Origin of the sequence: Aeromonas sp. 603757 (assembly GCF_049171255.1) — a bacterium.
GTDB lineage: Bacteria > Pseudomonadota > Gammaproteobacteria > Enterobacterales > Aeromonadaceae > Aeromonas > Aeromonas veronii_A.
In genome coordinates this window covers 60,868-81,152 of sequence record NZ_JAAKOE010000007.1, presented here as the reverse complement: position 1 = coordinate 81,152, position 20,285 = coordinate 60,868, and the positions used below count along the sequence as shown (strand labels likewise).

At 61.6% G+C, this 20,285-nt stretch carries 21 protein-coding genes; 11 read left to right on the top strand and 10 right to left on the bottom strand.

Features of this window, described 5'->3' with window-relative positions; genetic code table 11:
* Positions 1–115 precede the first annotated feature (115 nt).
* Genes proC through G5332_RS08820 form a run of 4 tightly spaced genes read left to right on the top strand, consistent with a single transcriptional unit; the run spans position 116 to position 2,268 of the window.
* Positions 116–940, top strand: a complete 825-nt coding sequence (gene proC / locus G5332_RS08835) for a pyrroline-5-carboxylate reductase (protein WP_421249530.1) — start codon at positions 116–118, stop codon at positions 938–940.
* An 11-nt stretch (positions 941–951) separates the two neighbouring features.
* Positions 952–1,503, top strand: a complete 552-nt coding sequence (locus G5332_RS08830) for a YggT family protein (protein ID WP_421249529.1) — start codon at positions 952–954, stop codon at positions 1,501–1,503.
* Positions 1,503–1,805: a DUF167 family protein YggU gene (yggU, locus tag G5332_RS08825; protein WP_005340341.1), complete on the top strand. Its 303-nt coding sequence runs from the start codon at positions 1,503–1,505 to the stop codon at positions 1,803–1,805. Before G5332_RS08830 ends, yggU begins: the two co-directional genes overlap by 1 nt.
* A gap of 43 nt (positions 1,806–1,848) precedes the next feature.
* Positions 1,849–2,268, top strand: a complete 420-nt coding sequence (locus tag G5332_RS08820) for a DUF4426 domain-containing protein (RefSeq protein ID WP_005340339.1) — start codon at positions 1,849–1,851, stop codon at positions 2,266–2,268.
* A 101-nt stretch (positions 2,269–2,369) separates the two neighbouring features.
* Here the strand turns inward: G5332_RS08820 and G5332_RS08815 are convergent, their stop codons facing one another.
* The 7 genes from G5332_RS08815 to G5332_RS08785 form a co-directional block, all read right to left on the bottom strand.
* The gene (locus G5332_RS08815; protein ID WP_227341896.1) at positions 2,370–3,566 is read right to left on the bottom strand and encodes a NupC/NupG family nucleoside CNT transporter; all 1,197 of its coding nucleotides are present in this window, start codon (positions 3,564–3,566) and stop codon (positions 2,370–2,372) included.
* Positions 3,567–3,748: 182 nt separating this feature from the next.
* Positions 3,749–4,684 (bottom strand): LysR family transcriptional regulator, encoded by a 936-nt coding sequence (locus G5332_RS08810; protein ID WP_042053315.1) that lies wholly within the window; start codon positions 4,682–4,684, stop codon positions 3,749–3,751.
* A gap of 82 nt (positions 4,685–4,766) precedes the next feature.
* Positions 4,767–5,303: a glutathione peroxidase gene (locus G5332_RS08805; RefSeq protein WP_227341895.1), complete on the bottom strand. Its 537-nt coding sequence runs from the start codon at positions 5,301–5,303 to the stop codon at positions 4,767–4,769.
* 58 nt (positions 5,304–5,361) lie between these two features.
* Positions 5,362–5,925, bottom strand: coding sequence for an NnrU family protein (locus G5332_RS08800; protein WP_042084306.1), 564 nt, complete (start codon positions 5,923–5,925; stop codon positions 5,362–5,364).
* A gap of 232 nt (positions 5,926–6,157) precedes the next feature.
* Entirely contained in the window at positions 6,158–7,291 is a 1,134-nt protein-coding gene (locus tag G5332_RS08795; protein ID WP_368152914.1) for a glycerate kinase, read from the bottom strand.
* Positions 7,292–7,300: 9 nt separating this feature from the next.
* Positions 7,301–8,563 carry a GntP family permease gene (locus tag G5332_RS08790; protein WP_005340326.1) on the bottom strand — a complete coding sequence of 421 codons (1,263 nt, stop codon included), beginning with the start codon at positions 8,561–8,563 and terminating at the stop codon, positions 7,301–7,303.
* 118 nt (positions 8,564–8,681) lie between these two features.
* Positions 8,682–9,797, bottom strand: a complete 1,116-nt coding sequence (locus G5332_RS08785) for a sugar diacid recognition domain-containing protein (protein ID WP_127006978.1) — start codon at positions 9,795–9,797, stop codon at positions 8,682–8,684.
* 209 nt (positions 9,798–10,006) lie between these two features.
* Here G5332_RS08785 and G5332_RS08780 point away from each other — a divergent pair, with 209 nt between their 5' ends.
* Together G5332_RS08780 and G5332_RS08775 are read left to right on the top strand one after the other, a co-directional pair.
* Complete coding sequence (locus tag G5332_RS08780) at positions 10,007–10,381, top strand: YacL family protein (protein ID WP_031227767.1); 375 nt, start codon at positions 10,007–10,009, stop codon at positions 10,379–10,381.
* A gap of 66 nt (positions 10,382–10,447) precedes the next feature.
* Positions 10,448–10,744, top strand: coding sequence for a hypothetical protein (locus tag G5332_RS08775; RefSeq protein WP_005348860.1), 297 nt, complete (start codon positions 10,448–10,450; stop codon positions 10,742–10,744).
* 67 nt (positions 10,745–10,811) lie between these two features.
* Here G5332_RS08775 and G5332_RS08770 read toward each other — a convergent pair whose 3' ends face one another.
* A complete protein-coding gene (locus tag G5332_RS08770) occupies positions 10,812–11,549 on the bottom strand; it encodes a substrate-binding periplasmic protein (RefSeq protein WP_201974995.1) in 738 nt (245 codons plus the stop codon).
* A 120-nt stretch (positions 11,550–11,669) separates the two neighbouring features.
* Between G5332_RS08770 and G5332_RS08765 the strand changes: the two genes are divergently transcribed.
* The 3 genes from G5332_RS08765 (at position 11,670) to G5332_RS08755 (ending at position 14,797) form a co-directional block, all read left to right on the top strand.
* Positions 11,670–12,500, top strand: coding sequence for a CPBP family intramembrane glutamic endopeptidase (locus tag G5332_RS08765; protein ID WP_421249528.1), 831 nt, complete (start codon positions 11,670–11,672; stop codon positions 12,498–12,500).
* Between the two features lie 198 nt (positions 12,501–12,698).
* Entirely contained in the window at positions 12,699–14,015 is a 1,317-nt protein-coding gene (locus tag G5332_RS08760; protein WP_421249527.1) for a sphingomyelin phosphodiesterase, read from the top strand.
* Complete coding sequence (locus G5332_RS08755; protein ID WP_421249526.1) at positions 14,012–14,797, top strand: hypothetical protein; 786 nt, start codon at positions 14,012–14,014, stop codon at positions 14,795–14,797. The genes G5332_RS08760 and G5332_RS08755 overlap by 4 nt, the downstream gene beginning before the upstream one ends.
* 2 nt (positions 14,798–14,799) lie before the next feature.
* Here the strand turns inward: G5332_RS08755 and G5332_RS08750 are convergent, their stop codons facing one another.
* Entirely contained in the window at positions 14,800–16,020 is a 1,221-nt protein-coding gene (locus tag G5332_RS08750) for a DEAD/DEAH box helicase (RefSeq protein ID WP_421249525.1), read from the bottom strand.
* A gap of 144 nt (positions 16,021–16,164) precedes the next feature.
* Between G5332_RS08750 and G5332_RS08745 the strand changes: the two genes are divergently transcribed.
* Positions 16,165–16,992, top strand: a complete 828-nt coding sequence (locus G5332_RS08745) for an ABC transporter substrate-binding protein (protein WP_421249524.1) — start codon at positions 16,165–16,167, stop codon at positions 16,990–16,992.
* Between the two features lie 58 nt (positions 16,993–17,050).
* Here the strand turns inward: G5332_RS08745 and tpx are convergent, their stop codons facing one another.
* Positions 17,051–17,551: a thiol peroxidase gene (gene tpx, locus G5332_RS08740; RefSeq protein WP_421249523.1), complete on the bottom strand. Its 501-nt coding sequence runs from the start codon at positions 17,549–17,551 to the stop codon at positions 17,051–17,053.
* Between the two features lie 184 nt (positions 17,552–17,735).
* On the opposite strand from tpx, the gene G5332_RS08735 reads away from it, so the two are divergent.
* The gene (locus G5332_RS08735; RefSeq protein WP_421259345.1) at positions 17,736–20,183 is read left to right on the top strand and encodes a zinc/cadmium/mercury/lead-transporting ATPase; all 2,448 of its coding nucleotides are present in this window, start codon (positions 17,736–17,738) and stop codon (positions 20,181–20,183) included.
* The last annotated feature ends 102 nt before the right edge of the window (positions 20,184–20,285 follow it).

The following is a 20,285-nucleotide window of genomic DNA, read 5'->3' as shown; positions in this document are numbered from 1 at the left end:
CCGCCTCTTGCCCGACTTCATCAACAGGAGCGTTTGATGGAACACCGAATTCTGGCGTCAGGTGGTGCAGGCAGCGCCAACCCCGCCGCGACCCCATGTGCTACAGGAGCATCTGATGCAGCATAGAACGTTGGCCTTTATAGGCGCGGGCAACATGAGCCGCAGCATCATCGCCGGACTGGTCAAGGCGGGTTATCCCGCCGGGCAGATCACGGCCGCCAACCCCAGTCTGCCCAAGCTGGAGACGCTGGCGAGCGAACATGGCATTCGCATCACCCAGAGTAATGCCGAGGCGGCCCGCGACGCCGAAGTGATCGTGCTGGCAGTCAAGCCGCAGCTGATGGCCGGCATGCTGGCAGCACTGGTTGAAGAGCTGGGCTCCCTTGAAGGCAAGCTGCTCATCTCCATCGCGGCCGGTATCAAGGTGGCGCGCCTTGGCGAGATGGCCGGTGGCCACGACCGCATCATCCGCACCATGCCCAATACCCCTGCCCTGCTGGGTCTGGGCATGACCGGCCTCTACGCCCCCGAGCATATTGGAGCCAGTGATCGCGCGTTTGCCGAGCAGATGATGCAGGCGGTCGGCAAGACCCTCTGGGTGGAGCAGGAGTCTGGCATCAACGGCGTCATCGCCGCGGCGGGCAGTGCTCCGGCCTACTTCTTCCTCTTTATGCAGGCCATCGCCGAAGAGGCCGAAGCGATGGGTTTCTCGCCCGATCAGGCACGCCTGCTGGTGCAGCAGACCGCGCTGGGCGCAGCCGCCATGGTGGAGCAGAACCCTGGGCTGTCGCTGCAAACCCTGCGTGAGCAGGTCACCAGCAAGGGCGGCACCACAGCCGAAGCCATCAAGACATTCCAGCAGCAGGGGCTGATGCCGCTGACTGCGCAAGCCATGCAGGCGGCCGTTGCTCGTGCCACCGAAATGGAAACCCTCTTCTAACAGGAGCCCAGATGAACACTGCTTACTTTCTGATTAACACCGTTTTCGATCTCTACCTGATGGTGATCCTGCTGCGCGTCTGGCTGCAGTGGGCCCGCGCTGACTTCTACAACCCGATGAGCCAGATGGTGGTCAAGCTGACCAATCCGCTGGTGATCCCGCTGCGCCGCGTTATCCCGGGCTTGGGCGGCATCGATCTCGCTTCCGTGGTGCTGGCGCTGGCCATCGCCTTCGCCAAGCTGGCCCTGCTCAAGAGCATGAACGTACTGCTGGCGGACTGGCTCAACATCAGCCTGTTTGCCGCGCTGACCGTGCTGAAGAAAGCCGGCTCGATGATCTTCTGGGTACTGCTGATCCGCGCCATCCTGAGCTGGGTCAGCCAGGGCCGCAACCCCATCGAATACGTGATGCATCAGCTGACCGAGCCATTCCTCGCCCCTATCCGCCGCGTACTGCCGGCACTGGGCGGGCTGGATCTCTCGGTGCTGGTCGCCTTTATCGGCCTGCAAGCCATCAACTACCTGCTGGGTGACCTGTTTGGCCAGCTGTGGTGGATGATTTGATGCCAGCCGTCCTGCAACAAGGGGATGAACTGGTACTGCATCTGGTGATCCAGCCCAAGGCGAGTCGGGATCAGATCATCGGATTGCATGGCGAAGAGCTGAAAGTGGCCATCACGGCGCCGCCCGTCGATGGCCAAGCCAACAGCCATCTGATCAAGTTTCTGGCCAAGCAGTTCAAGGTGGCCAAGGGACAGATCACCATAGTGCGGGGCGAGCTTGGACGGCACAAAACCGTCGCCATCGACAGTCCCAAACAGTTGCCGCAAGAAGTGAGTGCACTGCTGAATGACACGCAAGGTTGAATGAATCGGCCTGCGCCAACCGTAGATATGAGAGGGATGACAGATGAAAACAGCCTGGATGAGTGGCCTGCTGGCACTGCTGATGACCCTGCCGCTCAAGGCAGAACAGATGAAGGAGCTGGGGCCCTGGCTGGTACACTACAACGCCTTCAACTCCAGCTTCCTCACACCGGAGGTCGCCAAAGCGTATGGACTGGAGCGCAGTCGCTACAACGCCATCATCAATATCGCGGTACAGGACAAGCAGAAAGTGGCGCAAGCCGTGGGGATCACCGGTGAGGCCAAGAACCTGACCGGCACCATCCGCACCCTGAACTTTCAGGAGGTAAAAGAGGGCGATGCCATCTACTATCTGGCGACCCTCCCCTACCGCAACGAAGATACCTATCAGTTCACCCTGAAGATCATGGGCGGTGGGCAGCAACAGAACCTCAGCTTCCAGCAGACCTTCTACGTCGACTGAGCAGCAACAAGAAGCCCCGACCAAGGCCGGGGCTTCATTTTATCCATATGACAAGGGCGCCATCAGGGCGCCCTTGTTACATCTATTCCGTACCGCGACTGTTACAGGGCGAGGAACAGACCGGCCAGACAGGCGCTCATCAGGTTCGCCAGCACGCCGGAGAGAATGGCGCGCATGCCGTAACGGGCGATGAAGGATTTGCGCTCCGGCACCATGGAGCCCAGACCGCCGATCAGGATCGCCATGGAGGAGATGTTGGCAAAGCCGCACAGGGCGAAGGTCACGATGGCCTTGCTCGACTCGCTCAGGGTCTGATCCTGCACCAGGCCGATAAAGGCGACGAACTCGTTGACCACGATCTTGGTACCGATCAGGGCGCCAGCGGCTTGTGCCTGATCCCAGGGCACACCGATCAGCCAGGAGACGGGGGCAAACAGCCAGCCCAGAATGATCTGGAAGCTCAGATCCAGCCCTGCCAGACCGCCAGCCCAGCCGAGCAGGCCATTGAGCATGGCGATCACACCAACGAAGGCCAGCAGGGTCGCACCGACCGCCACCGCAATATTGAGGCCGGACATGGCGCCATCGGCCGCCGCTTCAATCACGTTGGTGGCACGGGGGATCTCAACATCCTGATGGTGATCGACCTCTTCAGCTCCCGGCGGCACCAGGATTTTGGCCATCGCCAGACCGGCAGGGGCCGACATGAAGGCGGCAGCGATCAGGTATTTCAACTCAACCCCGAGGCTGGCATAGCCCACCAGAGTGCCACCGGCGACGGAAGCGAGACCACAGCTCATCACCGCGAAGAACTGGGAATCGGACATCTTGGAGAGGTAGGGTTTGACCACCAGCGGCGCTTCCACCATGCCGACGAAGATGTTGGCGGTCGCGGAGAGGCTCTCGGCACGGCCGGTGCCCAGCAATTTCTGCAAGCCACCACCCAGCAGGGCGATCACCCGCGGCATGATGCCGATGTGGTAGAGGATGGCGATCACCGCGGAGAAGAAGATGATGACCGGCAACACGTTGAAGGCAAAGATGAAGCCCAGCTTGAACTTGGCCAGATCGCCGAACAGGAAGGCGATCCCCTCCTGACCATAACCGATCACGCTGCTTACGCTCTCGCTGACCCCGTTCAGCACGTGCTGACCGGCAGGCAGCCAGAGCACCAGACCGGCAAACATGACTTGCAGACAGAGGGCAAGACCAACTGTTCGCAATGGGATACGACGACGATTATCAGAGCAGATGACGGCAAGCGCCAGGATACTCAGGATGCCGAGCAGGGCAATCATAGGGACTCCATCAGGTGGGGCAAAAGATGGGCGCGGATTCTGCGCCTCTCACCCCGTCACTGCAAGTCCGCTTGGTTACAAGCCTGTTAGAAAAAACGTTTGCACGATATCGGTTGCGCCAACTGGCTGATTTGGTTCGGTTTTAGTATCAGGAGAAATCGAGAGTTTTTATATGGAAACAATCATTCCTCACTGCCGGACAATTTACCCCCGAGCCAGGGGACCAGTCGCTGCTCCCAATAGGGTTCGGGGCCAAATCTGGCCTTGAGGAAATCGATGAAGAGACGGATCTTGGGATCCAGATGTTCGCGCCTGGCATAAACGGCGTGTACCGCCATCTGCTGGTTCGGTCGCCATCCTGGCAACACCGGGATTAGCTTGCCGCTCTGTAACTCCTTGTCCAGCAAGTAGTTGGCGATATAGGCGATGCCGAGCCCGGCCAGTGCCGCATCCCGCACCGCCTCCGCCATATCCACCCGATAGTTGCCCGCCACCTGCACCGTCTGGCGCTCCTTGCCCTGGCGAAACGACCACTGGTGATAGCGCCGCTCCCGACTCTGGTAAGTGATGCAGTTGTGCTGGGCCAGATCCTTGGGATGGAGCGGCGTACCGTGGCTCAGCAGGTAATCCGGCGAAGCCGCCACCACGAAGCCAATGTCGGCCAGCCGCTGTCCCACCAGCCCTTCCGGCTTGTCCTCATAGGTGGTGAGCCAGAGATCCAGCCCCTCATCCACCAGATTGGTTCTGTGGTCGAACAGCGAGACCTCCAGCTCCAGCTCGGGATAGCGATCCTGAAACGCCTTGAGATGAGGAATGACGTGCAGACGACCAAAAGATTGGCCCACCCCGAGATGGAGCACGCCACTCACCTTGCCACGCCGCTCGGCGATCATGGAGTCAGCCTCCTGCGCCACCGCCACCAGCGCATGGCAGTGACGGGCATACTCCTGACCCAGCTCGGTCAGGACGAAGCGGCGGGTGGTGCGCTGCACCAGCTGGGCGCCAAGGGTGGTCTCCAGCAGCGCCAGCTGCTTGCTGATATGGGATTTGGAGACCCCGAGACGACGGGCGGCGGCAGAGATCCCCTGCTCGCGCACCAGCGCATCGAAGATCACCATTTGAGGAAGACGTTGCAGCACAGGATAACCGGATTGAGTGGCGGTAGCCCATTATTCCAGAGCCGCCCGCCAAGGGGTAGGGTCAGAGCCCCAGCGCCCGGGTGATCTGCAGTTTGAGGGGGTCGTCAGCCGGATTCTGGTTGGCGCCGTAGCTGGCGATCAGCTTGCCATCGCGTCCCACCAGATACTTGTGGAAGTTCCAGTTCGGCTCATCCCCATCAGCGGCCGCCGCCAACCCCTTGAACAGTGGCACAGCATCGGAGCCCCGCACCGCTACCCGATTGAACATCGGGAAGGTGACGCCATAGTCGCGGCGGCATACCTCGGCGGTCTTGGTCTCGTTGCCCGCCTCCTGCCAGAAGTCGTTGGAGGGGAAGCCCAGAATAATCAGCCCTTTATCCTTGTAGCTCTGGTAGAGCTTCTCCAGATCTCGGAACTGGCCGCTGTAGCCGCAATAGGAGGCGGTATTGACCACCAGCACTACCTTGTCCTCGGTCAGCTGACAGAGGTTGTGGCGCTGGGCATTGTTGAGCTCCCGCATCTCCACATTGAAATAATCTGGGCACGCCGCAGAGGCCGCACCGGCCCCCAATAACAGCAACAGAGTGAACCATTTCATCGCCAAGACTCCTTTTGTTTTGTCCATCATACGCGGTTACCAGAGCCGCAGTTCACTCTCAATGCAATGGAATGCCGGTCAGCCAGCCGTGGCCCCAGAACACCAGCAGCGCGGTGGCAGCCAGGCCCGCCCCGACGCTGATGCCGGTGCCCGTCCAGTTAGCCGCCGGACGGGGATATCGCTGCCAGTCCCGCACCGAAATCCAGACCATGCTCACCAGCGCCCACAGCCCGATGCCGCCAAACAACACCAGAGAGCGCGCCTCGCTGTTGACCAGCAGATGGGCCACCGCCCAGAGCAGGGTACCGAGCAGTTGGGGATGCACCAGCCAGCGGCGCAGATGGTTGGGCCCCTGGCCGGAGAAGAACAGGATCAGCGCAAAGGGCATCATCACCGTCATGGTCATCGGCCCCCACTCCGGCAGGAAGTAGAGCGGCAGCGAGCTGGCCGACCGCCAACCGGCGATGATGCAGGCTATGGCGACAAACACCAGCAGGGAGAAGAGCCCCTTGTAGCGATTCTCACCCAGCCGTTCTCTCAGTCGTGCCCGATGGGCCACCGCAAAACAGGGATAGAGATGGATCAGGGTAAACAGCGCAACCCCCAGGGTCAGCAGGAACATGAGTCTCTCCTTGTACTTGGTACGACCACTATGCCGTAAAGGGAGATTTGCGCCTATCAAAACCGCGCTTACCCATGGAGTCAAAAGTGTGGCAAGACAAAGGAGCAGAAAGAAAAGAGCCGATCACGATGGATCGGCAAATAAGTGCCAGGGCAGTCAGACATCTCTCGGGATGGGAGATGCCCCAAACGGGGATATTGAGTGGCCGATGGGGCGCATCGGCCGAACCGGATCAGCCCTTGAGCTGATAGAGCGCCGCTACGTTGCGCGCAGTGAGTTGAATATTGGTGCTGGCGCTCTCCAGCGCCTCCGGCAGAGACATGGCGCGGTTGACCACGGCGAATACCGCGTCCAGCCCGTGATCATGTACCACACCGCAATCGTCGGTCAGGCAACCGGAGATACCGATCACCGGCTTGCCGAACTGCTTGGCGCAACGTGCGACACCGATTGGCGTCTTGCCATGGATGGTCTGGCTGTCGATGCGCCCTTCGCCGGTGATAACCAGATCCGCATCGGCCACTTCCTCGGCCAGCTTCAGGGCTTCAATCACGATCTTAATGCCAGGCTTGAGTTCGGCACCAAGCAGACCGACCAGCGCGGCCCCCATGCCACCGGCAGCGCCCGCCCCCGGAATATCCTTCACCTGCTTGCCAAGGGCCTGCTCAATGCAGTCGGCATAACGGGAGAGGTTGGCATCGAGTTGCGCCACCATCTCTGGAGTCGCCCCCTTCTGCGGGCCAAACACGGCGGAGGCGCCTTTCGGGCCGCAGAGCGGGTTGTTCACATCGCACGCCACCTCGATAACCAGCTCGCTCAGACGCGGATCCAGACCGCTCAGATCGATGGTCGCGAGTTCGGCAAGACCTGCGCCACCCAGCTCGATGGCAGAGCCATCCGCTTTGAGCAGCTTGCCGCCGAGCGCCTGGATCATGCCGGCACCGCCGTCATTGGTGGCGCTGCCGCCGATACCGAGGATAAGGTGCTTCACCCCCATCTCCAGCGCGGCCAGGATCAGCTCGCCGGTGCCGAAGCTGGAGGTGAGCAGCGGATTGCGCTGCTCGGGCGCCACCAGATGGATGCCGGAAGCGGCGGCCATCTCGATGACGGCGCGCTCGCCATCACCCAGCAGGCCGACGAAGCCCTGCACCTTGTTGCCAAGAGGCGCGGTCACTTCGACCGGCAGGATGCGGCCACCGGTGGCATCCACCAGCGATTGCACCGTACCTTCACCGCCATCGGCCATCGGCAATTTGACGTAGGTAGCGTTTGGCAACACCTGTTTGAAACCAGCCTCGATGGCATCAGCCACCGCCATGGCGCTCAGACTCTCCTTGAATGAATCGGGGGCAATAACAATTTTCATATCAATTCCTTAGGCGAGGCCAAACACGCCAAACATCAGGGTGGAGACAGTGGCAATGGTCAGACCGACTGCAGTTTCGTAAGGGATAAGTTTCAGGCGCTCACCTACCCCCATGTGGACGCTGCCACCGGTGGCATGGAAAAAAGAGCCGTGGGGCATGTGGTCAAACACGGTGGCACCGGCATGGATCATCGCCGCCCCGGCCAGACTGCTGATCCCCAGTTCAATCAGGGTGGAGCTGAATACGTTGGAGGCCACCACGGTACCGGCGGTGGTCGAGGCGGTTGCCAGCGACATCAGGGCACCGGAGATGGGCGCCAGCAGGTAGGAGGGCAGACCGGAGGCGGTCAGGCCGCTGATCAGCACATCTTTCAGGCCGGAGTTGGCGATGATGCCTGCCAGGGTACCGGTACCCAGCAGCATGATGGCGACCGGCGCCATGCGGGCGAGGCCGGAGACAGCAAACTGGTTCACCTTGCTGAATTTACCCATCATCAGGGCACCGACCAGACCACCGAGGGGCAGTGCAATCAGCGGATCCACCACAATACCGGCGACCGGCCGCAGAGCCAGCAGCAGGATGGCGACCAGAGGTGCGCTGATGGCGGCGGCAAAGCCCGGCAACTTGGCACCGGCAAAGCTCACCACTTCATCAGCAGCAACCTTGCTGCCCTTGTTGTTCAGCCGCTTGGCCAGCCAGTAGGCCATCACCAGACCGAACAGGCCCGGAATGATGCCCGCCGCCATCACAGAGGTCAGGGGTAAATGGAAGGCATCAGCCGCGGCAATGGCGTTGGGGTTGGGGGACATGACGTTACCCGCCTTGCCGCCGCCGATCATCGCCAGCAGGATGGCCGCCTTGGAGAGGTCGGCACGGCGGGCAATGGCCAGCGCGATGGGGGCGACCGTGATAACGGCCACATCCACGAACACGCCGACCGCAGTCAGGATCAGGGTTGCCAGCGCCAGCGCCAGCAGGGCGCGGGTTTCACCGAGTTTCTTGACGATGGTCTCGGCGATAGTGGTGGCGGCACCCGATTCGATCAGTACGCCTGCCAGCACACCGGCAGCCAGGATCCGCATCACAGCAGTGGTGATCCCCTGGGCACCGCCGATCATCAGGGCGACGGTCTGGGTCAGATCGGCACCGCCAATCAGGCCACCGGCCAAAGCCCCCACGATCATGCCGTAAGCGGGCGGCACCTTCTTCAAAATGAGGATGATGGCGATGGAGAGCGCCGCGATGGCGCCAAGGGCTGTAACCGGGATCATGACGGACACCTTCAATGGGAGTGAATGGCCGCCATTATGGAGATCTGCAATCAGAATGCTTTGGCTGAATAGCCAAAAATCACGTCATGTAAAAGTGGTTTTCTGTCTAAAATTACAATCACAAGTCGAGATTAAGGCCGAGATAGAGCAAAAATTTGTCGTCTAACTTGTTGAAATTCAACCCGGTTATCTGCTCTATTCGCCCCAGCCGGTAGCGCAAGGTATTGGGGTGAATGAACAGTGCTTCGGCACAGCGATGCAGATCACAATCCTGCAAGAAATAGTGGCGCAGGGTCTTCTGCAGCGCCCCCTTGCCATCTTCCCGGGCTAGTTTCTGCAGCGGTGTGCGCAGCTGATCCGCCTGCCAGGAGTCCGCCAGACTGCCCAGCAGCACTGGCAAACGGTAGTCCTCAAAGAAGTAGACCTGTTTGCGCGGCGCCTGCCGCATGCCACGGCGCAGGGTATCTCGCGCCGTCTGGTAAGAGCGCGCCAGCCCGTCGATCCCGGCGAAGTAATCGCCCACCGCGATATGCACCTTGAAGTGAGGAATACGCGCCAGCAACTGCTTGATCCGGCTGCGCTCCTGCGCCGATTGCCAGACGCCATCACTCAATTGTGCCGGTTTGAGCACCACTATCTCGTCGAGCCCGTTGATGGCGACCAGATTGTCCCGCTCCGGATTTTCCAGCTGATGAACCAGCTCTCGCAGACGCGCCGGATCGGCCTCCTCCAGCGCAAGCACGGCCACCACCCTGGGCTGGGCCAAGTCCAGCCCGAGAAAACGGGCCGCCTGCTGCAATTGATCGACTCGCCCCTCACCACGAATGAGCTGCAACACCAACTCCTCCTTGTGGCGCTTGTCCCACTGCAACTGCTCGGTAAGCGCCGCCTGCTCCAGGATCAGCTCGGCGGTCATCCGCACCAGTTCGGCGTAAGCGCGCACTTCCTCCGGATCGCCGGAGATGCCGATCACCCCGATCAGCTCCCCCTGATAGGAGATGGGCAAATTGATGCCGGGTCGCACCCCTTTGAGCTGCAAGGCTGTCGCTTCGCTGATCTCCACCACCCGGTTTTCTGTCAATGCCAGCACGGCCCCTTCGTGACGCTGATGGATCCGCTCCGGATTGCCGGACGCAATGATGAGGCCGTGTTCGTCCATCACGTTGACCGAAAAGGAGAGGATCTTCATCGCCCGTGCGACGATCTGGCGGGCAAGGTTATCGTTTAGCTGCATAACATCTCCGGACAAGGGGCTGAACTGGCGGCGCCACCATGGGTCGATTCAGAGCACATGGGCGCAAAGATGCCACATCATCAAGACAAGCGAGAGGGGGATCGCTAGAATAGGCCACTTTACCCGATGTGTGCCCCGCCATGGAGCAGGAATTGCGTGCTTGCACCCGCCTGCCCGTGATGGCCCATCCCTCCGATCTGGACTGTGCTATGGATTATGAATTTCGCCGCGACCCGTTTGGTGGCTATCGCGCCCGGTTCTCCATGGGCCATGAAGCCATCGGTCAGTGGCTGATCGACGAGGTTGGCAAGGATGAAGAGAAGCTCGACGAGCTCTTCTCCATCATTGATCAGCTCTCCAACCGCACCCGAGTCGAATACCGGCTCAACGGCGGTGACTACTCCCTGCTGCTGACCCATGAAGAGGCGGAGGTGAAAGCCAACGCCCTCAATATCGAGCTGGGTGAGGATCTTGACGATCTCGCCTACTACGATGATGAACAGCTGGCCATGTGCGGGCTGGAAGATTTTGCCCAGGTGCTCGGCTCCTGGCGCGCCTTTATCCGTAACGAGGATATGGGCTGATTGACCCAATGTCGGATTACTATGTCGGGCAAACGTGCCCTTTTGCCTAACTCAACAGGATTGACTATGTCTATTTACGATTTTGATGACGAACTGCCGGAAGACGAAGAACAGGAATCCACCAAGAAAGCGGCTGCACCTGCCAAGAAGAAAGGCAAGCAGGTGATGAACACTCAGGTCAACCTGAGCCCGCGCGATGCCAGCCGTCTGAACGGCATGCACGTTGAAGCGATCGCCACGCTGGACGACGTCAGCCTGCCGAAGAACGTCATCTTCAAGGCTGGCCTGATCGCCCTGGGCGAACTGGAAGCCGGCAAGCGCGCCGATATCATCGCCCGCGTGATCGCAGAATCAGGCCGCTAATCGCCCCTGAAGGCATAAAGAAAGCCGGAGCCACTGCTCCGGCTTTTTGTTTTCCGCCTAGGTACTCTCAACGGCAATCGATCCCCTTTCCGGCTCGGGAGACCAGTTGGTCATAGCGACCATCGGCACGGGCGGCAGCCAGCGCATGATTGAAGCGCTCAAGCAGGTTCGCGGCCTCCGGGTACTGCCGTGAAATGATCAGGTAAAAGGTGTCGCTCTGACGAAAGTGGGGCAATGCCTGCAGATGGCAGGGGTCGCCAAACAGCTGACGGCTGGCATCCCGGGTCACCGTCTCGTTCATCGGCAGCAGATCGATCCGTTTGCGATCCAGCAATTGCAGACACTGTGCCAGGGTCTTGGGGCGCTGCAGATCCAGCCCGAAACGCTTGATCACCCCGTCGGCATGGCTGGTACTCCACCCCAGCGGAATACAGACACGCAACCCTTGCCAGCGGCCAGCCTGAATAGCCTCGCTCCCCCGATAGGTAAACCAGGAGAGGCGATCTATATGAATGGGAGCGCTGTAGTGGAAGAGCTTGGCCCGCTCGGCAGTCCAGGCGTAGGGGAAGGTGGCCGCGACCAACCCATTACGGGTCAACTGATAGCCGCGGGGCCAGGGCAGGTAGTCGACCTGGATCTCCCGATACCCGGCCTCTTGCAGCAGGGTCGTCACCAGCCGGGTGCTCTCGCCGCCTTCAGGCAGGGCCTTGCCGGTATAGGGGGTGAACTCACCGGTCACCAGCAGCAAGGGTGCCGCCTGCAGCCAGACACACCAACAACACAACAACCACAGACAGTGCTTCATCAGCTGCTCTCCCTTTACCCTGTTGATGAGTATAGAGAAGGGATCCGACCACCTCCTGCGCGGTTGTCCTGCTGACGCCCACTTGTTAAGGTTGCCGCCTGCCTCGATCAAGGAGATCCAATGTTACCCCTCCCCGACTCATTTATCTGGGGCGCGCTGGCGCTGGCCGTGCTGCTTGCCCTCTTCCGCCAGCGTCTTCCCGCCTTTGCTCTGCTGGGACTCTCCCTGCTGCTGGCACTGTGGCTTGAGCGAATGACGCTACCCGCCCTGCTGGTCTCGGTCGCAGGATTACTGCTTGCGTGGCGTACGCCAACCCTCCCCGCCCGCTGGGCGATGGCGGCCAGAGTGGTGCTGATCCTCTGGGCGATTGCGCTGACCCTGCACCTCATCCCCGGCTTCAGCAATCTCAAGGTGCTGGATCAGGCGCTGGCAGGCCCCGCCAGCGTGCCGTTCAACATGTATCTGAACCTCGACAAGCCGCTGCTGCTCTTTGGCTTGCTGCTGGCCTGCCCGATGCTGCTGGGTAAGGGGGGTGCCATCCGCTGGCGCCCGCTGGCCCTGTTGCTGCTGCCGCTGGGTGCCCTGCTGGTCATCGCCTGGCAGTTGGGGGCACTGAAACCGGAAGTGGGTCTGCCCCACTGGTGGTGGCTGTTTGCACTCAACAACCTGCTGTTCACCTGCGTGGCGGAAGAGGCGCTGTTTCGCGGCACGATCCAGCAGGGGCTGACCGAACGTTACCGCCCCTGGATTGGCATCGTCGTGGCTGCGCTACTGTTCGGAGCCATCCACCTGCCCGGTGGCCCGCTGCTGGCGCTGTTTGCGACCCTGGCAGGCTGCTGCTATGGCTTGGCATTCCAGCTCAGTGGGCGGCTCTCCGTGGCCATCCTGATCCACTTCGCCTTCAACTTCGCTCATCTGGCGCTCTTCACCTACCCGCTGGCCCACCGCTAACTCCTGAAGGCGCCTGACACGGGCGCCTTCCCTCGCTCTTCCCTCTCTCTTTAAGCGTGCTGCCTCGCTCGCTTTACACCTCCACAAAGCTCCAAACAAAACCAATTCATTTACTTGTAACCAAAATGTAAACAAGCTGACCTCTGCATTCGCCATAACAGTCACTTTCCATTGCCCTGCAACCAAAAGGATCCTGTGATGCAGAAAACCCTCAGTTATGCCGCCCTGCTGCTGGTCAGCCAGTTCCCGCAACTTGCACTGGCCGATACCGATGTCTATCTCACCAACAACAGTCCTGAACCGCTTCAGATCGACATCCGCCAAAGCGGCAGCGGCCAGTTGCAACCCGGCAGTCAGTGGAGCCAGCACCGCACCGAGCTGGGCCCGTGGGAGAGCGCCATGGTACTCAGCTTCAATCGCTATGAGGGGGTCAAGGCGGGCAAGAGCTATCTGTTCGAAACCCGCGTGACCACAACGGGTGGCGACGTCTATCGGCTCAACCAGCTGATGGAGGGAACCTGGTGGAACACCACCTTGCAGCACGGTGGCGAAACGCCGACCAGCGCATCCGGCTGGCAAAACGATCGGGCGATCCACCGCGTTGCCGGGCCACAGGAGCTGGCCTTTGCCGCCAAATTCACCGGCCGCTACGACGATCTGCACTATATGATCACGCCCCCCCCAAAACGGGAGCAACCGGAACCGGCAGAACACAGGCTCAAGGTGGCCAGCTACAACGTCTGGGCGCTGCCGGTGATCGCCTCCAGCATCGGCGAGCGATTGACCTTGCTGCCTGATTATCTCAAGGGTTATGACGCCCTGCTGCTGCAAGAGGTATTCGATGGCCGCCGCGAGGGCTTTTTGCAGGCGCTGGCGAAAGAGTACCCCTACCAGACCAAGGTACTCGACAAGCCCGGGGTCAACATTCATGACGGCGGCGTGGTGATCGTTAGCCGCTATCCCATAGTGCGGGAGGCCCAGCTGGTCTATCCCCAATGCACCGGTACCGACTGCTTCGCCGACAAGGGAGTGATGTACGCCGAGGTGATCAAGGGGGGCAAGGCGTGGCACCTGTTCGCCACCCACACCGCCAGCTTTGACACCGACGAAGCGCGCAAGCTGCGGCAGATCCAGTTCGGTCAGATCCGCTCTCTGGCAGCCAGCCTCAAGATCCCCGCCAGCGACACCGTCATCTACGGCGGTGACTTCAACGTCAACAAACGCAAGTTTGCCGATGACTACGCCAACATGCTGGCCAATCTGAACGCCCATGAACCCGCCTATGGCGGCTATACCGAAGCCACCTTCGATCCCAGGATCAACCCCTATGCCGGTGGCCCGCTCTCCGGTGGCGCCAACGTCGAGTATCTGGACTATCTGGTAGTAAGCCGGGAATACGGCAGCGCCAGCCACAACCTCAACACGGTCTGGATCCCGCGAAGCAGCGATGGCAGCCTCTGGCCCGCCAGTAACCTCTCAGACCACTTCCCGGTCAAGGGAGAGATCAGCCGATGACTCGCCGTTACGGGATACTGGCGCTGGCTATCCTGACCCTTTTGCTGGTGAATCTGGGCTGGCAGGAAGAGCCGTCCCCGATATCACCAGAACGGTCGGAGACGCCCTCTCCGGCCGATGTGCAGTTGCCAGCAGAACCGGGGAGCCCGCCTCCCCGCATACCAAACGCTGAGGGGATGGATGGCAAAAGCAAAGAAGTGCCCAGCAGCTGGCAGGCGATGCCGGATGAACTGATCAACCAGCTTGCCAGCGAGATCAGCGACAGCGAGTTGCCGCTGGCGCAGCGCGTGAGCAATCTGGAAGCAACAGAGGCCGGGTGGCTGAGCGAGGGGGAGAGTCTGATCCGGTTACAGGGGCGCTATGCCCTGGCGCTGGATCAGTTGGCACAGGAGAGCGAGCAGTTACCGCTGGCCGAGCGGCTGGACGCCCTCAGCCGCTTGCAGGATCGGTGGGCGGCGGATCATCCGGATTTGGCGGTGGATCTGTTCAACCCGGATGCCCGCCTGCAGCAAGCTCGTCAGCTTTGGGGAGATGAGGAGCTGGCCACCCTGGCCCATCACTTCCTGCCCGCAGAGCAGGCCGAAGCCACGCTGGCGTTTGCCGGGGCGCGCCAGCAACAGCTGGCTCAACGCAGCCGCTACCAGCGAGAGCTGGCCGAGCTGGAGCAGCAACTGGCGACCAGCCAACAGCAGATGGATCCTGCGCTGTGGCAACAACACAAGGAGGAGGTGTTGAGCCAGTGGCGTCGTGACTTCTTCGCGCGGGAGCAAGGCAAACCCTGAGGTCAGCGCTTGCCCTTGAACTGCTTGACGCTGCGTTTGGCCTGAGTACGGCGATTGGCCTGCTTGTCACGAGGGGGGCGCTTGCCCCCCCCACTGGCAGGCTGGTCAGTGACCGGGAATCCCGCCAGATCGCCCAACGACAGCTCGCGGCCGGTCAGGGTGCGAATGGCTTGCAGCATGTCACTCTCGCCATGACAAACCAGCGAGATGGCCAGCCCCTCGCGGCCAGCCCGGGCGGTACGACCAATGCGGTGTACATAGACAGGGGCGCTGGCGGGCAGATCCAGATTGATCACCACCGGCAGCGCCTCCACATGGATGCCGCGCGCCATCAGGTCGGTGGCCACCAGCACCCGAATTTTGCCCTCTTTGAAATCGCCGAGCGCCTGCTCGCGAACCGCCTGCTCCTTCTCGCCATGAAGGGCGGCCACCGCAATGCCCGCCTTGGCCAGCTTTCTGGCCACCCCGTCGGCATCATCCCGCGCACTGATAAAGACCAGCACCTGCGGCCATTCCTGCTCCTTGAGCAGGCTTATGAGCGCTGGCACCTTGCTGCTCTTGTTGACCAGATAGAGTCGCTCTTCGATCTCGTTCACCACGCTGTTGAGGGGATTGGCCTCGATACGGGTGGGCTCGCACAGCAGGCCGTTGGCCAGCGCCTCCAGCTCGGCAGGCAAGGTGGCGGAGAAGAGCAGGGTTTGGCGATCCGCCGGAATAAAGCCGAGCAGCGCCTTGATGTCGGGAGCAAAGCCCATCTCCAGCAGGCGATCCGCCTCATCCAGCGCCAAGAGTTGCAAACCATCCAGCCCCAGCACCTGTTGGGTCAGCAGATCCCGCAGCCGCCCCGGCGTCGCCACCAGCAGCTGTGGCCCCAGCGCCAGCTCGGCCTGTTGCCGCTCCTGCACAACGCCCCCACACAACGTCACGATGCGCAGCCCCAGCGCCTCGGCGCCCTCTTCAAGCGCGGCAGTGACCTGAGTCGCCAGCTCGCGGGTTGGCACCAGCACCAGACCCTGCACCTGACTGGAGGCAGGATCCAGCCGTTGCAGCAGCGGCAAGCCAAACGCCAGGGTCTTGCCGCTGCCGGTCTGGGCCAGTGCCAGCAGATCCTGCCCCGCCAGCGCCGCCGGAATGGCCAGCTGCTGGATGCGGGTCGGCGTCTGCAAGGTGACGGGCAAAGAGGCAAGCAGAGCGGGATGAAGGGCAAGTTCGCTAAAGGTCATGGCGCTACGTCAACAAAGAAGTGGGAGGCGAAGTCTAGTGAGCGGGGGCCGAGAAGTAAAACCCTATCCATGATGGCCTGGCCGAGGGACGCTGGCGACCGGCTGACTACACTTTAGCTGACCCATCACCAAGAGAGACCCGCCATGACCAGACACATCCCCCTTCTGCTGCTCGTGGTCACCCTGCTCGGCAGCGCCACCCTCGGCCTGTCGCAGACTCCGAAGAACGACGCTGCCCCCGAGCCGCCTAAACCGGCGCGCATCCTCAATGCCCACCTTGGCGAGCTTCCGGGGCTGATCAATGCCGACAAGACAGGCCCCTTTGTCGACCTGGTGCACGCCATCGATGATCTCTACCCCGATGTGACCATCAAGATCACCATCTACCCCATCGCCCGTGCCATGGCTGGGGTGATCTCCGGCAAGGCTGATCTGGGGCTGCCCGCCATCCGCAACCTAAAGGATATCGATATGCTGGCTTATCGCTTCAGCACCCGCAGTTTTGGCAAAGTTGCCCATGTGATTTACAGCAATACCGCCTATCCGGTCACCACAGATATGGCCTACGGCATAGTGCCCACCAAACGGGACCTGCTAATCGAGGCGGTTCCCGACTATATGCCCTTCCCGGTGCAGCGATCGATGAGTATCGAGCAGTCACTGCGCAAGCTCTCACGCGGCCGTATCGACGCCTTTGTCTGGGCGCAAGAGGAGGCTGACCTGATGCTCAAGCAGCTGGGGCTGACCAATATCAGGCGAGAATTTTTCGGAGATTTCGAGGATGTCTTCATCATCCAGAAAGGGGCAGCAGGTGATGAGATGGACGAATTTCTCCGGCAAGCCATCGATAAGCTGGCCGCCACCGGCAAACTGGCCGAGATCTACGAGAAGATCCACCGCCCCTATGTGGAGTGGCAACCCTCCCCAACCGCCAAGGCTGAACCGGCGACCACCCCGCCAGCTACGCCCTGAACGGACAATTCCCGCATAAAAAATCCCGCCGAAGCGGGATTTTTTATGGCTTGCTGCCTTACAGCACGGCCAGCGCCGCAGCGTAGTTCGGCTCGTCGGCCACTTCGGCGACCAGCTCGCTGTGCAGCACCTTGTTGTCACCATCCAGCACCACGATGGCGCGAGCGGTCAGACCGACCAGCGGACCGGAAGAGAAGGCAACGCCGTAATCTTCCATGAAGGCCGCACCGCGCAGGGTGGAGAGGGTCACAACCTTGTCCAGACCTTCGGCGCCGCAGAAGCGGGACTGGGCGAACGGCAGATCGGCGGAAATGCACAGTACAACTGTGTTATCCAGCGCGCTGGCCTGCTTGTTGAACTTGCGCACAGAGGTCGCGCAGGTCGGGGTATCGACGCTCGGGAAGATGTTCAGGATTTTGCGCTGACCGGCAAAGCTTGCCAGGGTCACGTCGGAGAGATCCTTGGCCACCAGGGAGAAGGGCTTGGCTTGCTCACCGGCGACCGGGAAGTGACCAGCGACGGAAACCGGGTTGCCTTGCAGAGTGACTGAGTTGCTCATGTGTTATGTCCTTTATTGGTGTAGTAAAAATCCGGGTGATCAGTATAGGGGCGGCGGGACCAGACAAACACCCGCGAAGACAAGGGATATAAAGGGGTTGACCTTGGACTTAACACCAAGGTTTAGACTCCTTCTCGGTAATCAGGGATCTCGCAGGGGCGGGATCCATCAAGAGGGACTCATCATGAGCAAATCCTGCTGCAATCATCAGCACGCTGCCCCCATCAAGGCCGTCAGCAAGGCGGCCCCCGGCCAGAGTGAACATCACCACGATAGCCACTGCTGCGACAACACCACGCCCGTCAGTTGCGGTTCAACCCCGACGCCTCATGAGCACGCATCCCGTGACGGCAATGAATCCCCCGGGGATGAAGAGCCTCCCCGAGAAAGCTGTCACGATCAAGCGTGCTGCAGCGCCCCCTTATCGCCGGCTCACGATCATGAACATGATCACGAGCACGATATGCCACCTGCAGACCCGTTGGTTGCGCCTGCGCAAGGCAACAGCCGCCACAGCTGGCAGGTGTTGGGGATGGATTGCCCCAGCTGCGCCCGCAAGATCGAGACAGCCGTCAGCCGGGTGAGCGGCGTGCAGCAGGCGCGCGTGCTGTTTGCCACCGAGAAGCTGGTGGTGGATCTGGCCCCCGGCCTCTCCCCCGATCCCGTCACCGCCGCCGTGCTGGCCGCAGGTTTCCAGCTCAAGGGGGAAAGTGCTGACAAGCAGGCAGCTGGCCGTAAGCAAGCTTCACAACAGCCCCTGCAAGGAAATCTATTCGGTAACTTGTTGGGCAAATATTGGCAACCCCTGTCACTGGCGGGTCTGATGCTGGTTGCCGCCCTGCTGCCGAAAGAGCTCGGTCAGCCACTCTTTACCCTGGCGACCCTCTGGGGTCTGTGGCCCATCTCCCGCAAGGCGTGGGCGCTGACCAAGAGCGGCTCCCCCTTCGCCATCGAGACCCTGATGACGGTCGCCGCCGTGGGCGCCCTGTTCCTCGGCGAAACCGCCGAAGCGGCCATGGTGCTGCTGCTCTTTATGCTGGGTGAACATCTGGAGGCCTACGCCGCCGGACGCGCCCGGGCCGGAGTGACCGCGCTGATGGCGCTGGTGCCTGAGAAGGCGCTGCGGATCTGTGCCACTGCCGAGGGCGAGGTGCGGGAAGAGGTCGGCGCCGATGAGCTGCGTCCCGGCGACATTATCGAAATCGCTCCGGGTGCCCGCTTGCCTGCCGACGCCCGCCTGCTCGATGAGCTCGGTGCGTTTGACGAGAGCGCCCTGACTGGCGAATCCATTCCGGTGGAACGTCGCCAGGGGGACAAGGTGCCGGCCGGCAGTCTGGCTGCCGATCGAGTGCTGCGCCTTGAGGTGGTGTCCGAACCCGGCAACAACGCCATCGACCGCATTCTGCACCTCATCGAGGAGGCCGAAAGCCAGCGCGCGCCCATCGAGCGCTTTATCGGCCGCTTCAGCCGCTGGTATACCCCGGCCATGATGCTGGTCGCCCTGCTGGTGGTGCTGGTGCCGCCCCTTGCCTTCGGCCAGAGCTGGGACGAGTGGATCTATCGTGGCCTAGCACTGCTGCTCATTGGTTGCCCCTGCGCGCTGGTCATCTCCACCCCGGCAGCGGTTACCTCGGCACTGGCCGCCGCCACCCGTCAGGGGGCGCTGATCAAAGGGGGGGCCGCGCTGGAGCGATTGGCCCATATCGATACCGTGGCGTTTGACAAGACCGGCACCCTGACCCTGGGCAAGCCGCAACTGACCGAGCTGGTCAGCCTCAATGGCCAACCGGAGACCGAGTTGCTGGCACTGGCGGCTGCCATCGAGCAGGGCTCCCACCACCCGCTGGCCCGCGCCGTGGTCGCCAACGCGACCGAACAGGGGCTGACGCTGGCGGAGGCCCGCGACCTGCGCGCACTGCCGGGCATGGGGGTTGAGGGACGCATCAACGGTGAACTGTGGCAACTGCTGGCACCGAGCCGGGTGGCGGCCCTGAATATGGAACAGCAAACCCGGATTGCTTCGCTGGAGCAACAGGGCAAGACGGTGGTCGTGCTATGCCAGAGCAGCGGCGACCAGGCGCTGCCGGTCGCCCTGCTGGCGCTGCGGGATCAGATCCGGCCGGAGGCGGCGGCTGCGCTGCAAGAGCTCAACCGGCTCGGGCTCAACAGCATTATGTTGACCGGCGATAACCCCCGTGCCGCCGAGGCGATCGCCACCGAGCTGGGCATGGGCTGGCGCGCCGGTCTGCTGCCGGAGAACAAGGTAGAAGAGATCGCCAAGCTGGCCAGCACCCGGAAGGTTGCCATGATCGGCGATGGCATCAACGATGCCCCCGCCATGAAGCGGGCCAGTATCGGCATCGCCATGGGGGGCGGCACCGATGTGGCGCTGGAGACCGCCGATGCGGCGCTGACCCACAACCAGCTCGGCGGTATTGCCGCGATGATCCGGCTGTCGCGGGCGGCACTGGCCAATATTCACCAGAATATTGCGCTGGCGCTGGGGCTTAAAGCCATCTTCCTGGTCACCAGCCTGCTCGGCATCACCGGACTGTGGATTGCGGTGCTGGCCGATACCGGCGCCACCGCGCTGGTGACCGCCAACGCCTTGCGGCTGCTGCGCAAGCGTTAAGCCAGCCAATGGCATCCCAGCCAAAAGCCGTCCCCCAACCGGGACGGCTTTTCTTTTTCCTCTCATTTCTCTCACGGCACCCCGTAAAAGAAAAAGCGCGCC

Coding starts and splice junctions, on each gene's coding strand:
- proC (WP_421249530.1), top strand. CDS start 116: ATGCAGCATAGAACGTTGGCCTTTATAGGCGCGGGCAACATGAGCCGC.
- G5332_RS08830 (WP_421249529.1), top strand. CDS start 952: ATGAACACTGCTTACTTTCTGATTAACACCGTTTTCGATCTCTACCTG.
- yggU (WP_005340341.1), top strand. CDS start 1,503: ATGCCAGCCGTCCTGCAACAAGGGGATGAACTGGTACTGCATCTGGTG.
- G5332_RS08820 (WP_005340339.1), top strand. CDS start 1,849: ATGAAAACAGCCTGGATGAGTGGCCTGCTGGCACTGCTGATGACCCTG.
- G5332_RS08815 (WP_227341896.1), bottom strand. CDS start 3,566: ATGATTGCCCTGCTCGGCATCCTGAGTATCCTGGCGCTTGCCGTCATC.
- G5332_RS08810 (WP_042053315.1), bottom strand. CDS start 4,684: ATGGTGATCTTCGATGCGCTGGTGCGCGAGCAGGGGATCTCTGCCGCC.
- G5332_RS08805 (WP_227341895.1), bottom strand. CDS start 5,303: ATGAAATGGTTCACTCTGTTGCTGTTATTGGGGGCCGGTGCGGCCTCT.
- G5332_RS08800 (WP_042084306.1), bottom strand. CDS start 5,925: ATGTTCCTGCTGACCCTGGGGGTTGCGCTGTTTACCCTGATCCATCTC.
- G5332_RS08795 (WP_368152914.1), bottom strand. CDS start 7,291: ATGAAAATTGTTATTGCCCCCGATTCATTCAAGGAGAGTCTGAGCGCC.
- G5332_RS08790 (WP_005340326.1), bottom strand. CDS start 8,563: ATGATCCCGGTTACAGCCCTTGGCGCCATCGCGGCGCTCTCCATCGCC.
- G5332_RS08785 (WP_127006978.1), bottom strand. CDS start 9,797: ATGCAGCTAAACGATAACCTTGCCCGCCAGATCGTCGCACGGGCGATG.
- G5332_RS08780 (WP_031227767.1), top strand. CDS start 10,007: ATGGATTATGAATTTCGCCGCGACCCGTTTGGTGGCTATCGCGCCCGG.
- G5332_RS08775 (WP_005348860.1), top strand. CDS start 10,448: ATGTCTATTTACGATTTTGATGACGAACTGCCGGAAGACGAAGAACAG.
- G5332_RS08770 (WP_201974995.1), bottom strand. CDS start 11,549: ATGAAGCACTGTCTGTGGTTGTTGTGTTGTTGGTGTGTCTGGCTGCAG.
- G5332_RS08765 (WP_421249528.1), top strand. CDS start 11,670: ATGTTACCCCTCCCCGACTCATTTATCTGGGGCGCGCTGGCGCTGGCC.
- G5332_RS08760 (WP_421249527.1), top strand. CDS start 12,699: ATGCAGAAAACCCTCAGTTATGCCGCCCTGCTGCTGGTCAGCCAGTTC.
- G5332_RS08755 (WP_421249526.1), top strand. CDS start 14,012: ATGACTCGCCGTTACGGGATACTGGCGCTGGCTATCCTGACCCTTTTG.
- G5332_RS08750 (WP_421249525.1), bottom strand. CDS start 16,020: ATGACCTTTAGCGAACTTGCCCTTCATCCCGCTCTGCTTGCCTCTTTG.
- G5332_RS08745 (WP_421249524.1), top strand. CDS start 16,165: ATGACCAGACACATCCCCCTTCTGCTGCTCGTGGTCACCCTGCTCGGC.
- tpx (WP_421249523.1), bottom strand. CDS start 17,551: ATGAGCAACTCAGTCACTCTGCAAGGCAACCCGGTTTCCGTCGCTGGT.
- G5332_RS08735 (WP_421259345.1), top strand. CDS start 17,736: ATGAGCAAATCCTGCTGCAATCATCAGCACGCTGCCCCCATCAAGGCC.